General features: G+C 67.0%; 13 protein-coding genes and 1 pseudogene. 8 read left to right on the top strand and 6 right to left on the bottom strand.

What is annotated here, in order from left to right:
- Positions 1-296 precede the first annotated feature (296 nt).
- Positions 297-1,247, top strand: coding sequence for a DUF2865 domain-containing protein (locus A3OK_RS0110680; protein WP_051092919.1), 951 nt, complete (start codon positions 297-299; stop codon positions 1,245-1,247).
- Positions 1,248-1,320: 73 nt separating this feature from the next.
- Entirely contained in the window at positions 1,321-2,256 is a 936-nt protein-coding gene (locus A3OK_RS0110685) for an MBL fold metallo-hydrolase (protein WP_019904856.1), read from the top strand.
- Between the two features lie 4 nt (positions 2,257-2,260).
- On the opposite strand, the gene A3OK_RS0110690 is transcribed toward A3OK_RS0110685, so the two are convergent.
- Positions 2,261-3,040, bottom strand: coding sequence for a DUF1499 domain-containing protein (locus tag A3OK_RS0110690; protein ID WP_019904857.1), 780 nt, complete (start codon positions 3,038-3,040; stop codon positions 2,261-2,263).
- 155 nt (positions 3,041-3,195) lie between these two features.
- Between A3OK_RS0110690 and A3OK_RS0110695 the strand changes: the two genes are divergently transcribed.
- Entirely contained in the window at positions 3,196-3,675 is a 480-nt protein-coding gene (locus A3OK_RS0110695) for a MarR family transcriptional regulator (RefSeq protein WP_019904858.1), read from the top strand.
- Positions 3,676-3,695: 20 nt separating this feature from the next.
- On the opposite strand, the gene A3OK_RS0110700 is transcribed toward A3OK_RS0110695, so the two are convergent.
- The 3 genes from A3OK_RS0110700 to A3OK_RS0110710 all read right to left on the bottom strand — a co-directional run bounded on the left by A3OK_RS0110700 (position 3,696) and on the right by A3OK_RS0110710 (position 6,703).
- On the bottom strand, positions 3,696-5,204 hold the full coding sequence (locus tag A3OK_RS0110700; protein WP_051092920.1) for an NAD(P)/FAD-dependent oxidoreductase: 1,509 nt from the start codon (positions 5,202-5,204) through the stop codon (positions 3,696-3,698).
- Positions 5,205-5,405: 201 nt separating this feature from the next.
- Complete coding sequence (locus A3OK_RS0110705; RefSeq protein WP_019904860.1) at positions 5,406-6,179, bottom strand: HAD family hydrolase; 774 nt, start codon at positions 6,177-6,179, stop codon at positions 5,406-5,408.
- Positions 6,176-6,703, bottom strand: a complete 528-nt coding sequence (locus tag A3OK_RS0110710; protein WP_026597133.1) for a hypothetical protein — start codon at positions 6,701-6,703, stop codon at positions 6,176-6,178. The genes A3OK_RS0110705 and A3OK_RS0110710 overlap by 4 nt, the downstream gene beginning before the upstream one ends.
- A gap of 148 nt (positions 6,704-6,851) precedes the next feature.
- On the opposite strand from A3OK_RS0110710, the pseudogene A3OK_RS24575 reads away from it, so the two are divergent.
- Positions 6,852-7,055 (top strand): annotated as a pseudogene (locus tag A3OK_RS24575) (hypothetical protein); the annotation flags it as partial.
- 245 nt (positions 7,056-7,300) lie between these two features.
- Here the strand turns inward: A3OK_RS24575 and A3OK_RS0110715 are convergent.
- A complete protein-coding gene (locus tag A3OK_RS0110715; RefSeq protein ID WP_026597134.1) occupies positions 7,301-7,684 on the bottom strand; it encodes a tautomerase family protein in 384 nt (127 codons plus the stop codon).
- A 255-nt stretch (positions 7,685-7,939) separates the two neighbouring features.
- Here A3OK_RS0110715 and A3OK_RS0110720 point away from each other — a divergent pair, with 255 nt between their 5' ends.
- The 3 genes from A3OK_RS0110720 to A3OK_RS0110730 all read left to right on the top strand — a co-directional run bounded on the left by A3OK_RS0110720 (position 7,940) and on the right by A3OK_RS0110730 (position 10,976).
- Positions 7,940-9,325 (top strand): aminotransferase, encoded by a 1,386-nt coding sequence (locus A3OK_RS0110720; RefSeq protein WP_019904863.1) that lies wholly within the window; start codon positions 7,940-7,942, stop codon positions 9,323-9,325.
- A 320-nt stretch (positions 9,326-9,645) separates the two neighbouring features.
- Positions 9,646-9,861, top strand: coding sequence for a hypothetical protein (locus A3OK_RS22675; protein ID WP_155912001.1), 216 nt, complete (start codon positions 9,646-9,648; stop codon positions 9,859-9,861).
- Between the two features lie 188 nt (positions 9,862-10,049).
- Positions 10,050-10,976: a metallophosphoesterase gene (locus A3OK_RS0110730; protein ID WP_019904865.1), complete on the top strand. Its 927-nt coding sequence runs from the start codon at positions 10,050-10,052 to the stop codon at positions 10,974-10,976.
- Between the two features lie 249 nt (positions 10,977-11,225).
- Here A3OK_RS0110730 and sfsA read toward each other — a convergent pair whose 3' ends face one another.
- Positions 11,226-11,942 carry a DNA/RNA nuclease SfsA gene (gene sfsA / locus A3OK_RS0110740; protein ID WP_019904867.1) on the bottom strand — a complete coding sequence of 239 codons (717 nt, stop codon included), beginning with the start codon at positions 11,940-11,942 and terminating at the stop codon, positions 11,226-11,228.
- A gap of 271 nt (positions 11,943-12,213) precedes the next feature.
- On the opposite strand from sfsA, the gene A3OK_RS0110745 reads away from it, so the two are divergent.
- A complete protein-coding gene (locus A3OK_RS0110745) occupies positions 12,214-12,957 on the top strand; it encodes a dienelactone hydrolase family protein (protein ID WP_036302242.1) in 744 nt (247 codons plus the stop codon).
- The last annotated feature ends 72 nt before the right edge of the window (positions 12,958-13,029 follow it).

A 13,029-nucleotide genomic window follows, 5' to 3' on the forward strand; every position in this document is an offset into this window, starting at 1 on the left:
GCTATCTGCCGAGTCTCCAATGCACCGCAGATCGGGTTTTGGCTGGGACGGCGAATCTTTTCGTTGCCGACACAGCGTCAGGCGGGTCCGGACAACGACCTTGGATTGTGCCCGGTTGCCCACCGGACTCTTCTCCCTCGGTGGTCTACCCCGTTGCGAACCGCTTGTTTCGGGCTTTAGGCAGGACAGGCGTCCTGATGAAGGATCTCTAAAGGGTCGAGAAGACGATGCGGGTGAATGGCCCTATGGGAACGAGAAAGATTTCCACGGCGAACAGACGGGTCATCGCACCGTTGATGGCCGGGCTCATCCTTGGCGTCGGCGGCATCGTTGCCGGGGCGAGCCTGGTTCAGGCCTCGGAGCGGGGAGGCATCTTCGGCTTCTTCGAGGAGATCTTTCGCGGGCCGGCCGTCCAGCCTCAGCCTGCGCCCATGCCGCGCCCGGCGAGACCCCGCTACGCCTCTCTCCCCAATGCGAGCCGCGTCACCGCTGCACAATCCTTCCGGCAGACGCCTCGTTTGGCCCGCGTCAAGCGGCCGGTCGCTGCGCGCTCGAGCCGTTCGGCGTCCGCTGCGCTGACGGCCTCAGCGCTCGGCACCCGTACCGTCTGCGTCCGGTCTTGCGACGGTTACCTGTTTCCGCTCGGGCGGCTGGCCTCACGTTCCGATATCCCCGTCCACGAGGCCGCCTGCGCGGCGGCTTGCCCGAATGCCGCCACCAACCTCTACACGCTCGGTGCGGACCAGAATGATCTCGACCGCGCGATCGGCCTCGACGGCCGGCCCTATCGTACGCTCCGGGTAGCGAACCTCTACCGGACGAAGCGCGTCGACCAATGCTCGTGCCAGCCCGACGGCGTGGCGGCCACGCCGTTGCCGATCGAGCTCGATATGACCGCGAGAGTCGGAGATGTGGTCGCCACGCCGTCGAGCGCCCGTGTCGTGGTCTCCACCCGGACCGGGGGGTTCAAGGTCGTGGATTTCCGCGAGGCCAGCATCCTGTCGCACCGTCAGCGTCGCAACATCGACCGCAAGATCGACGTCGTGCGGCGCGAGGCCGATGCCCGCGGCTCGGGCCGGGATATCCGTCAGGCTAGCCGGACGGTCGATCGCGCCCCGCGGATCCGGGTCGCGCAGATGGGCGACATCGAAGGAACCGGCGGTTTCGGCATCGTTCAGCGCAGCCAGGACAACGAAGCGGGATTCTCTGTCGTTCGGGTCGTGGTGGCCTCGCCCTTCATCCGATGATTGTGACGTCCGTTGTGGCATTCGGCATGATGGCGTAGGGGCGGACGCGACAGCGAACGTTCCAGGTTAGCGCATGACCAAGAGCAACGACGAAGGCGACACCGGGGTCGATCCGAATTTCGATTCTGCATCGCCCACGAACGGCGAGACGGTGAACCTCACGGCGTTGGTGAGACGACGGATCTGTCCCAACGCGAGTCCCTTCACGTCGAGCGGCACCTGCAGCTACATCGTCGGACGCGGCGAGGTCGCGATCATCGATCCAGGCCCCGCCGATCCGGCTCACGTCGCTGCGCTCATTGCCGCGATCGCCGGTGAGCGCCTCACAGCCATCGTCGTTACCCACACCCATCGCGACCATTCTCCGGGCGCGCGGCTGCTCCAGGCGGAAACGGGCGCGCCCATCGTCGGCTGTGGTCCGCACCGTGCCGCGAGGCTCCTCGCGGAGGGCGAGTTCCCGCATCTCGACGCCAGCGCGGACCGCGACCACCGTCCCGACCGTCAGATGACGCAGGGAGACAGGCTGGAGGGACCCGGCTGGACGCTGGAGGCGGTGGAGACGCCCGGCCACACCATGAATCACCTCGCCTTCGCCATGCCCGAGGAGGCGACCCTGTTCTCGGGCGATCACGTGATGGCCTGGTCCACCACCATCGTGGCACCGCCCGACGGGTCGATGCGCGCCTATATGGCGTCGCTCGAGGCGCTGCGCGGGCGTGACGAGACGATCTACTGGCCGGGTCACGGTGGCCCGGTGCGCGATCCGCGGCGGTTCGTGCGGGGCCTCGCTGCCCATCGGCGACAGCGTGAGAGCGCGATCCGCGCACGGATCGAGGCCGGAGACCGCGACATCCGCTCCATCGTCGGGGTCATCTATCAGGGGCTGAGTGCGGCCCTGCAGGGCGCTGCCGCGCTCTCGGTCTTCGCCCATCTGGAGGATCTGGTTGAGCGGGGAATCATCGTCACCGACGGTCCGCCGCGCCTCGACAGCATCTACGCGCCGGCCTGATCGCTCACTTGACGGCGATGGCGAGGTTGGCGACCTCGTCGAGATAGGCCCGGATGCTGTCGGCATTGGCGCCGAAATCGCGGTCGCCGATCCGGGAGGCCGAGCGGACATCGATCCGGGCTCCGTCCGCCCTCGGCCGGACCCGCACGGTGACGTCGTTGGCGAGGTTCAGGATGAGCCCGCGCGTCACCGCCTCGATCCGGCCGTTGCCGACCCTGCCGCCGGGGCGGATCGCTTCCACGATCTGCCATTTGCGGTTCACGGCGGCCTTGCGGGCGAGTTCGAACGCGGCGTTCGCGTCGAGGTCGAGGGTGAGCGGCGCGATCTGAAGATAGGTGGCGCGCTGCGCCGTCCGCGATTCCGGTCCGGGATCGGGAGGATAATGTCCTTCCCGGGCGGCGAAAGCAGCGTGCGAGCGCGAGAAAGCGGGCGGGTTGTCGGTATCGGTGGTGACATCGGCGATGGCCGGAAGGCGCAGGCTGCGGAAGCCGATGAAGGCGGGATAGCCGAGGAGGATCGCGGCGATGAGCAGGCCGGCGATCGCGCTTCCCAATCCGCGTGCGCCCTCACGCCAGACCCGAACGAATGCGAAGAGGGAGAAGGCGATCGCTATGACCGCCAGGACGAGGCCGGACCCCAGGGTCACCAGCGCGGGCCCCTCGTCCGCCCGCGGATCCCGCACCAGAACGAGCGCGAACAGGGTGACGAGGACGGACAGAATGGCGGTGCCGCGGGAGAGCGGGCCGGCGCGGGTGATGGGCTCCTCGATGAGCGAACGACGCATGAGACCAGTGAAATCGCTGTCCGGGAGATCGCTGCGCCATGGGGAAGTCGTATCCGCGCGCTTGGGTCCGAGCTTTACCGGGCCTCGCATGCCGACGCCACCCGCGAGTTGCGGCGGGCTGTCGATGCGGCCCGGTTCTGCTATAGCGGCATGACATGAGTCTAGACGCCGCGACCCGCCCCGACGTGACCGATGCGCAAGCGGGCGACCCGCTGCGGGTCTGGTTCCGTTTCATTCGCCTCAACCGGCGGGTAACGGGGGCGATGGCGGCGGAATTGCGCGGTCTCGGCCTCTCGATCCCGCAATTCGACGTGCTTTCGACGCTGACCGAGCGTGAAGGTCTGACGCAGCAGGATCTCGCCGCGCGGCTCTACGTGACCAAGGGCAACGTCTCCGGGCTGATCGACCGGCTGGTGGAGGCCGGCCTCGTCGAGCGTCATGCCATTCCCGGCGACCGGCGTTCGCATGCTCTACACCTCACGGCGGCGGGCATCGAGATCGCGGCGCGCGGAATCGCCGCGCAGACGGCCTATGTCGCGCGCACCCTCGGCACCCTGCCGCAGGAGGACATCGCGGCCTTCGAACAGCTCGTTCTGAAGTGGCGCGATGTCGCCCGCGCCGAGTCGGGCGGCTGATCGCCTTCGGTTTTTCCGCGTCAGAGACTCTGACGGATCACCGGGCGGCCTTCCGCCTGGACCAGCGGGTCGATTTGCCGGGCAGCGCGAAGACCGGCCTCGATCGCTCCCTCGACCCAGCCGGTCTTGAGGCTGGTGAAGTCGCCGGCGAAATGGATGCGGCCCTCGGGCTGGGTCCATTCCCGGATCATCCATCCGCCGCCGAGCGGCGGCGAGCCGAACGAGCCCTTGATCCAGGGCTGCTCGGTCCAGGCGAAGTCCTTCACCGTGATCACCTCGTCGAACAGGTCCGGCATGTCGGCGCGGAATTGGTCGACCGTCACCTGAGCGCGCGTCTCGCGGGGGCGGGCCAGGATCGCCTCCGCATTCGCTCCGTTGAGGTAGAAGAAGACGTTTCCATGCGAGCCGGTCTCGTTGCCGGTGATGTCGATGACCCGCTCCCAGGGCCTGTCACCGCCGGCCATGGGCCAGCCATGGACGTTCTTGGAGAGCCATGAAGGCGTCCTGGTCTGGACGATGACCTTCACGGTCTTGTCCCATTCCATCTCGGCAAACATCCGCCGCTTGCCCTCCGACCAGCCGGGTTTTACCTCGATATCGCCTAGGACGCTGAACGGGATCGTGGACACGATCGCATCGCCGCTGAAGTCGCGCCCGTCGCGAGTTCCGACACGGACGCCGCCGTCGGTCTGCTCGATGCTGACCACCTCGGCCTTGAGGACGACGTTCGTCGGGCCGATCGCCCCGGCGAGGGCCATCGGCAGGCGATTGTTGCCGCCTTCGATGCGGAACACGTTCTGGTCGCCGAAATGGTAGGCCAGGTCTGGGATGGCCCCCAGCGCCTGCGAGCGGCTGGTGAAGGTGCCGCCATGGGCGTCGAGGAGCTGGCAGAACGCGTCCGAGGCGCCGACGCCCTTCACGAGGTCGCCCACGGTGACGTTGTCATAGCGGGCCAGCGATTCCGGGTCGGGCCAGCGCGAATCGAGGACGGAATCGGTGTCGAGCCCGGCCCGGTAGAGATAGCGGTTGAGGCTGGTGGCGACGCTGACGTTGCGTTCCTCGCGGGAGACCGGCCAGGGCCAGTTGGCGAGATCGGCGCCCGTCCCGGTCTTGCCGCCCACGATGTAGCGGGGAAGGCCGTCATTCAGGCTGAGAAGGGGCAGGTTGAAGCGCCGCACGTAGCTCAGCACGTAGGGCATGTTGGACCTGAAGTGTCCTCCGCCGGCCTCGGTGAACTGCCCGTTCTTCAGCGGAAGCGAGTAGAGGCGACCGCCGATACGATCCTGGTACTCGATCACCGTGACGCGATGGCCTCTGCGCAGAAGAGCCAGGGCGGCCGTCAGACCTGACATGCCGGCGCCAAGGACGAGCACGTGTTTCGGCGCGTTGCCCGTCTGCGCGAGGGCCGGCGAGGCGAGGAAGGGGAGCGTGGCGGTGAGTGCGGTACCGGCGGCCCCGCGAAGAAGGTCACGTTTCGTCGGAGCATTCAATCCGGTGCCAAAGGAGCCGGTGCGATCGTGAGGAGGCATCGTCGGGAACTCACGCAGTCAAGCCGATGGTCGGGGAGGACGTTCGGGCGAAACATCAGGGCGCGACAGCGTCCTGCCGCCGGTGCCGATGGGGCCGCATCGGCAAGGCCGGGCGCCCGGAAACGACAGCGGTGAATATGGCCCTTGCGGGTAAAAATTCCCCTTCCATCACGGTCGGCCGGATCGGTGAACGGCCTTCGCTCAACGTCCCGGCTGCCACCCGGCGGATCTCGCCTGCGCCCCATCCGCGATGTCATCGAGCAAGGCGGGAAGGTCACCGATCGATGCGATCACATGGTCGGCGAGCGGCGCCATGGCCTCGCGGGCGGCCTCCCCCATGGGCCCACTCATGACGGCGATGGTGATCGCGCCGGCCGCGCTCCCGGCGACGAGGTCGTAGGGGGAATCACCGACCATGGCGAGGCGGTCCGGCGCGATGCCGAGATGGGCGGCGAAGGCGCTGACCATGCCGGGTTCCGGTTTGGCGCCATGCCCGGAATCGTAGCCCGCGACGTAGGTGAGGTGCGGGGTCAGACCCAAGGCCTCGCCCTGGGCCCGGGCCGAGGCCTCTGAATCGTTGGTGGCGATGCCGAGGGCGTAGCCCGCATCGACAAGGGCTCGCGCCATCGCGGCCGGGTCGCCGATCGGACGGAGATGCCTCAGCCCTTCCTGCCGGAACAGCGAATCCATCTCCCGATACAGCGCCGGCCCCGCCGGCCGGCCGAGAACCTTTGCCCAGAGCGGGCCATAGGCGGCCGACGAGCCGGCGATGAGGGGAGAGCTCGGCAGGAAGCGGCGCTCCTCCTCGACGTAATGGCTCACCGCCATCAGGTCTTCGAGGCGGGCGCGGTCGGATCCTGCCAGAATGTCCATCACCGCATAGGCGGCAGGCCCCCAGGTCCGGTCGAAATCGACGAGGGTGCCGTCCTTGTCGAACAGGATGCCGGCGAGGCGGTCAGGTCGGGTCGACGTCACGTGCCGGCACTCACCTTGACGACATCGAAGGCGCCCGCGCGCTCGCGCCGCACGATCCTGTCGCCGGGCTCGAACACGCCGAGGGCCACGTCACGGTCGGGCAGGATCACGGTGGTGGATTTGTTGAGATGGACGAGGACGAGCCGGTCCTGCGCCAGGGAGGCGGCGGCCCAGCGCCGCAACTGGCCGTGATAGGGCTCGCGCCGCCAGGCGTTCGGCTGGCCGGGATCGACCTGGACGTTCATGTTCTTGGTCACGGGATCGAGGGCGAGCACCATCTTGGCCCGCTCCGGCTTCCACTCGGCCCCGAGCCAGGCTTCCGTCATCCAGAGGCAGTGGAAGGCGCGGCAATGGTCCGGCCGCGTCGAATGGATGGCGCAGCCCCTCCCCTGTTGCGTGTGCCGGCACCATTGGCCGGCGACGCTTTCCACCGCCGGAACGTCGTAGACCTTGCAGCACAGGGTGCAGGTCCCGCACGAGCGCCCCGGCGCCGGATGAGCCACGAAGGTTGCGGGATCGAGCATGCGCGGGGACATTCGTGCGAATGGGAGGCGTGAGGTGTGTGGATCGATACCGGGTCGTGCCCCGGTTTGAAACCCGGAGCGGGACCGATCCGCCGGATGGAGGTCCGCCCACGGAGTCTCATTCAACAGCAGCCCGTGTCGATAGGGCGGTGATGCGGTGTCTGCGACCGCTGTCACCATCCTGCAGAACACACATATGCCCCTGCAACTGTAGTTCTATGCGATCCACTTGTTCGTCAGGCCGCGTCAAGGCGTCGGCGGCAAGGGATTGCGGCGCACGTTCGGTGTCACCTACAAGTCCGGCCATATAGAGCAAACGTACCAAGGCGATGGCAAACGCCATCATAAGCGGTGGCATGGGAATGGCGTTCAAAGGCACCGCAATGCCTCGTGCCCGACCTTTCGGTCGTCCTTGAGCTTACGTCCGGAACGGCTTGCGGCTGGGTTAGCCTAGGTCGGGGCTAGGCTCTGCGGCAAGCGCCGCTATGAGGTCTCTGGGGTTCGAGATCGCATTGACGTTCCAGTGGTGACCATTCAATGGATCTCACCCTCGGCCGTGGCTCGCTCCCAACGCGAAGCAGCCGCACGTCGTGGCCGTCAAGTCGCGTACTGGGCCTCGCCGTTGCCGAAGGACCAGTTCTCTTTCACGACCTCGACGAGATTAATGAAGACGTCCTCGCGGCGCAGTCCGAGACGCTCGTGCAGCCCATCGGCGACCTGCTTGTAGAAGTTGCGCTTCTGCTCGATCGAACGGCCGCTGTTGAGGGTGAGTTGGATCACGATGCAATCTGCCGTCCGCGCGATGCCGAGGTAGGTCGGGTCGACGATGAAGTTCTCGGGCGCGTGCTCGGTGATCGCCTGGAAGCGGTCGTCTTTCGGAGCGCCGAGTGCCGAGACGATAGCCTCGTAGACGACATCGCCGATCGTGCGGCGGTAGTCAGCGGACTTGCCCTGAACGAGATCGATGCGAGCGAAGGGCATGTGCGTCTCCTGGTGCGGGCCGATTCCCGCTTCTTTGAAGGGAATGGGCACCCGGCGTCGGATGTCCACCATGGGCTGTCACGCATGGCGCAACAGAGCGGCCGGACGACTGCTGCCCCCCTGGCCCGGCGCACCTCTCGCTCGACCGCACGCGCCGATGCCGGGACGGGTTTCTACCGGCCGCTCGGCTCGCTAGTGTGGCATCGCGTGAACACGGGGCCGAACCGGCCCGCTTCCACAGGTAACGGCAGGCCCATGCTCTCGAACCTCGCGACCCGCGACGTCGAAACGCTGATCCATCCCTACACCAACCTCTCCACCTTCCGTGAGACCGGCCCCCTGGTGCTGGAGCGCGGCCACGGGGTCTGGGTCTATGACAGCGACGGCCGGCCCTATCTCGAAGGCATGGCCGGCCTGTGGTGCACGGCCTTGGGCTACTCGAACGAGGAGCTTGTGGAGGCGGCGAGCGAGCAGATGTCGCGCCTGCCCTTCACCCATCTGTTCTCGGGGCGCAGCCACGATCCGGCGATCGAGCTCGCGGAGACGCTGAAGGAGCTGATGCCGATCCCGACCTCGAAGATCTTCTTCACCTCGTCGGGGTCTGAGGCCAACGACACCCAGGTCAAGCTGACCTGGTACCTCAACAACGCCCTCGGCCGCCCGGCCAAGAAGAAGATCATCTCGCGGATCAAGGGCTATCACGGCGTCACCGTCGCCTCGGCCTCGATGACCGGGCTCACCGCCAACCATGCCGATTGGGACCTGCCGCTGCCGGGCTTCCTGCATGTGGGCTGCCCGCATCATTACCGCTTCTCCGAGGCCGGCGAGACCGAGGAGGCGTTCTCCCAGCGCCTCGCCGATGAGCTCGAAGCCCTGATCCTGCGCGAAGGGCCGGATACCGTCGCCGCCTTCGTCGCCGAGCCGGTGATGGGAGCCGGCGGCGCCATCGCCCCGCCGGCCGGGTATTTCCAGAAGATCCAGGCGGTGCTCGACCGCTACGACGTGCGCTTCATCGCCGACGAGGTGATCTGCGGCTTCGGCCGCCTCGGCACCTGGTTCGGCTCGGAAGCCCTCGGGATGCGGCCGGACAGCCTGTCCTTCGCCAAGGCCGTGACCTCGGGCTACATGCCGCTCGGCGGCATCAGCATCGACGAGCCGCTCTACAAGGCGATGGTGACGCAGAGCGCCAAGCTCGGCACCTTCGGCCATGGCACGACCTATTCGGGTCATCCCGTCGCCTGCGCCGTCGCGCTCAAGACCATCGAGATCTACAAGCGCGACCGCATCGTCGAGGGCGTCGCCGAGAAGGCGCCGCATTTCCAGGCCCGGCTCTCGGCCCTGGCCGACCACCCGATCGTCGGCGAGGCCCGTGGCATCGGCCTCATCGGCGGCCTGGAGATCGTCGCCGACAAGGCCTCGAAGCGCCAATACGAGCCCAAGGCCGGGGTCGCCGCCCGCTGCGTCGCCTTCGCCCAGGGCGAGGGGCTGATCGTCCGGTTCCTCGCCGGCGACCGGATCGCGGTCTGCCCTCCCCTCGTCATCTCCGACGACGAGATCGATACGCTGTTCGACCGCCTGATCCGCGCCCTTGACCGGACCGAGGCCTGGATCGCGTCGGAAGGGCTGCAGCCGGCGCCGTGATGCGCTGCGCCACAGAAAAGTCCAGATCTGCCGCGTCGCATCAAAGGTGAGATTGCGCCGCGGCATTGTATTTTTTATTTTGGCACTATTTCTCACCTGTGTTGCAATACACTCAGCCAGAAGGAGTACGACCTTTACCCTGGTCAACTCGGGCTATCCTTAAGCTCCCGTTCATAATCTTTCGCCGCATATGGAACCCGTGCCGTACAGCGCCGGTCCGGGTCGAACCATTCCAGGGTGCCCGAGCGACCGGCGTGACCGCCGACCAGACGATCGAGGATCTGGCGGCGTTCCGACATCGCGAAACAGGACCCGTTCCCATGTCCCGCCCCGACCAGAACCAGCGCGTGGCCACCTCGTCGACGCATCGTGCGTCCGGATTGGTAACCGATCGCGAAGGCTTCCGCCCCGTGGCCCTGCCCGCCCTCGCCGCAGCCGTTCACGTGGCCGCGTCCGCCGCCAAGCAGGCGGCCCTGAAAGTCGCCGCCCGCCATCAGGCCTCCCGCTTCCAGCACGAGGATGCGCCTCTAGTCTGAGGGCGTACCCGACCGGGGCGATACGCCGTCCGGTCCAGACTGTGTGGCCGAACCGTCCGACCGAGCCCGTCGAGGCTCGGTCCGTTGAACGGGGCCTTCGAACCCTCCTCTCCGATCGCGTCCGTGCCGGATTCGGAACCGCTCTTGCGCTATGACTCAGCGCGAGACCGGCGACCGAGGGCGATGACATGCTGATCCTGCCGACGAGACGGCAGTTCCTGACCGGGATCGGCGCGACGACGGCGCTCGTCTCCGCCACGGGGGCATACGGCTTCGTGATCGAGCCGCGCCACAGGCTCGTGGTGACGCGCTATGCGCCCGTGCTGCCCGGCTGGTCCACGGGGCCGCGCCTGACGGTGGCGGTCCTGGCCGATTTCCACGTGGGCGAGCCGACCATGCCGCTCGACCGGATCGCCGAGATCGTCGACGCGACGAACCGGCTCCACCCCGACCTCATCCTGCTTTTGGGAGATTATCCGTCGGGCCCCAGCGTGACCACGCGCAAGGTGCCGCTTATCGACTTCGCCCGGGTCGTCGAGGGCCTTCGCGCGCCGCTCGGAACTCATGCCATCCTCGGCAACCACGATTGGTGGGACGACAGGATCGCCCAGAAGACCCGGCGCGGGCCGGTGGAATCGCAGCGCGCGCTCGAAGCGCGCGGCATCCCGGTGATGGAGAACACGGTCCTGAGGCTGGTGAAGGACGGCCTGCCGTTCTGGATCGCCGGCCTCGGGGACCAGGAGCCGTTCCTGATGCGGGGGGATCGCCGAGGGCGGGACGATCTTTCCGGCACGATGGCGCAGGTGACCGACGATGCGCCGGTGATCCTGATGGCGCACGAACCCTATATCTTCCCGCGCGTGCCCGAGCGCGTCTCGCTGACCTTGTCCGGCCATACCCATGGCGGCCAGATCCGGATTTTCGGAACTTCGCCGCTGATCCCGCGCGTCGACGGCAAGGACCTGTCCTACGGCCATGTTGTCCAGGACGGACGGCACATGATCGTCTCCGGCGGTTTCGGCGTCAGCCGCGTCCCGATCCGTATCGGGGTGCCGCCGGAGATCGTTCTCCTCGAACTCGGCAGAGTTTTGCCGGGAGCGGCAAGCCCCGCCTGACGAGGTTTCCGGCGCTACTTCTTGGCGCCGATGCTCACGGTGCCCTTGGTCGAGGGGGCCGCGGCGATCGTCTTGACGACGGGCTTCTTCGGCTTCTTCGCTTCGCGGCCACCGCGTGGTTTCTCAGTCGCCATGATCGTCTCCTTGGGTCGTAGGGCCACGGGATCGTAGGGATGCGAGCATGGCACGAAATCGGCGGGCGGACCCATGAAATCGCACGGTTCGGAGAAAGCCGGTTCGTCGCCCCGCTCAAATCCGTGAGACCACGGGAATGGGGTCGGCGATGGTCACCTCCGTGGGATCGATCCGGCAGCGATAGGCGTGAATCTCGACCCCGCCGCCCGCGGCCCTGGCAAAGGCGCGGTCGAAGGCCGGATCGAGGTCGCGCGCCACGTCGAACCGCTCGGCCTGCATCTGCACCACGATGATCAGCATCGCCCGGCCTCCTTGCGCGACCACCTCCGTCAGGTCGTCCATGTGCCGCGCGCTGCGGGCGGCGACGCAATCGGGAAACTCGGCGAGGCCCGGCTCGCGCAGCAGGTGGCAGTTCTTCACCTCCACGTGGCAGGCCGGCACGCCCTCGCCGGTGGCCAGGAAATCGACCCGGCTGGCGCGACCGTAGCGGACCTCGGGACGCAGCGTCGCATAGCCCGCCAGCGGCGCGAGGCGCCCCTCGGTGAAGGCCTCGGCGACGAGCGCGTTCGGCCGCATGGTGTTGATGCCGACCCATTGCGGGCCGCCGGGCAGGTCGGCCTCCACCAATTCCCAGGAAAAGCCGAGCTTGCGCGCCGGATTGGTCGAGACCGAGAGCAGAACGCGCGATCCGAGCCGGTCGAGCCCGAGCATGGCGCCCGGATTGGCGCAATGCGCCGTGACGAGGCTGCCATCCGCCAGTTCGATATCGGCGAGGAACCGCTTGTAGCGACGGACCAGCCGGCCCTCGATCAGCGTGCCGGGAAATCTCATGGGTATGAACTCGACATCCGAACCGGCGACTGGGCTCAGGCATCGCCGTCTTTCGAGAGCCGGGTGCCACTTTTCGGGATGAGGTTCCAGCCTTGAAGATCCGATGCTTGGTCTCGTTCGATGGCGCCCTTTCGCGGAAGCTGGGAGCGGCCGCTGCGAACCAGTCGATCAATCGGAGACCACGACCAAGTCGGGTGGTTTGCTGCCAGTCCGCTTACGGACCTAAAGAGTTCGAGGCGGACCTTTAAGACGTCTGACCGAGGACCACCTGATGCCTAGCGAGCATGTCACGATCCTGACGCGCGATGGGGTTTGTCCTTCGCACATCATGACACCCGGCAGCGGCGGATCATGGCCCGGGGTGATCTTTTACGCGGACGCCGGTGGGATTCGGCCAGCGATGCTCGACATGGCGCAGCGTCTCGCCGACGCCGGCTACCTCGTCTTGCTGCCGGACCTCTTCTATCGATACGGCCCCTACGGTCCGTTCAAGCCCAAGGAAGTGTTCGCGGGCGACTTTCGTGCGATTCTCGGGCCATTGATGGCCACGACGGGGAACGACAAGGCCGCTCAAAACACGGAAGCCTTCCTTACCTACTTTGACACGCGCAATGACGTCGCGGGCAGCAAGGCCGGTGCGGTGGGCTTCTGTATGGGAGGCGGCATGGCCCTGGTATCGGCTGGAGCTTACCCCGACCGTTTTGCGGTGGCTGCCAGCTATCATGGTGGCAACCTCGCAAACGAAGCGCCGACAAGCCCCCACCTGTTCGCGCCGAAGCTAAAGGCGGAGATCTATGTCGCGGCTGCCGAGAACGACGGCAGCTACCCGCCCGCGATGGCCGAACGGTTGGAGAATTCCCTGACGCGGGCTGACGTGCGTCATACAACGCGAACCTACCCGGCCGCGCATGGCTGGATGATACCGGACTTTCCCGTCTACAACCATGACGAAGCCGAGCGTGGCTGGGATGAGTTGTTCGCACTCTTCGGCCGGACTCTGAACGGCGCAGAGTGATGGCTCGCCGCATTGCGTTGAACGTCTCCTCTGCGCGTTCGGCCACGGCTATCGCGTGCTGACACGTTTCGG

This window comes from Methylobacterium sp. 77, from assembly GCF_000372825.1.
Classification (GTDB): Bacteria; Pseudomonadota; Alphaproteobacteria; order Rhizobiales; family Beijerinckiaceae; genus Methylobacterium.

What these genes read in the sequence shown, in the direction of transcription:
- A3OK_RS0110710 (WP_026597133.1), bottom strand. Translation starts at nt 6,703, where the DNA reads ATGCTCGATCCCGCAACCTTCGTGGCTCATCCGGCGCCGGGGCGCTCG.
- A3OK_RS0110700 (WP_051092920.1), bottom strand. Translation starts at nt 5,204, where the DNA reads ATGCCTCCTCACGATCGCACCGGCTCCTTTGGCACCGGATTGAATGCT.
- A3OK_RS0110730 (WP_019904865.1), top strand. Translation starts at nt 10,050, where the DNA reads ATGCTGATCCTGCCGACGAGACGGCAGTTCCTGACCGGGATCGGCGCG.
- sfsA (WP_019904867.1), bottom strand. Translation starts at nt 11,942, where the DNA reads ATGAGATTTCCCGGCACGCTGATCGAGGGCCGGCTGGTCCGTCGCTAC.
- A3OK_RS0110745 (WP_036302242.1), top strand. Translation starts at nt 12,214, where the DNA reads ATGCCTAGCGAGCATGTCACGATCCTGACGCGCGATGGGGTTTGTCCT.
- A3OK_RS0110690 (WP_019904857.1), bottom strand. Translation starts at nt 3,040, where the DNA reads ATGCGTCGTTCGCTCATCGAGGAGCCCATCACCCGCGCCGGCCCGCTC.
- A3OK_RS0110680 (WP_051092919.1), top strand. Translation starts at nt 297, where the DNA reads ATGGCCGGGCTCATCCTTGGCGTCGGCGGCATCGTTGCCGGGGCGAGC.
- A3OK_RS0110695 (WP_019904858.1), top strand. Translation starts at nt 3,196, where the DNA reads ATGAGTCTAGACGCCGCGACCCGCCCCGACGTGACCGATGCGCAAGCG.
- A3OK_RS22675 (WP_155912001.1), top strand. Translation starts at nt 9,646, where the DNA reads ATGTCCCGCCCCGACCAGAACCAGCGCGTGGCCACCTCGTCGACGCAT.
- A3OK_RS0110715 (WP_026597134.1), bottom strand. Translation starts at nt 7,684, where the DNA reads ATGCCCTTCGCTCGCATCGATCTCGTTCAGGGCAAGTCCGCTGACTAC.
- A3OK_RS0110685 (WP_019904856.1), top strand. Translation starts at nt 1,321, where the DNA reads ATGACCAAGAGCAACGACGAAGGCGACACCGGGGTCGATCCGAATTTC.
- A3OK_RS0110720 (WP_019904863.1), top strand. Translation starts at nt 7,940, where the DNA reads ATGCTCTCGAACCTCGCGACCCGCGACGTCGAAACGCTGATCCATCCC.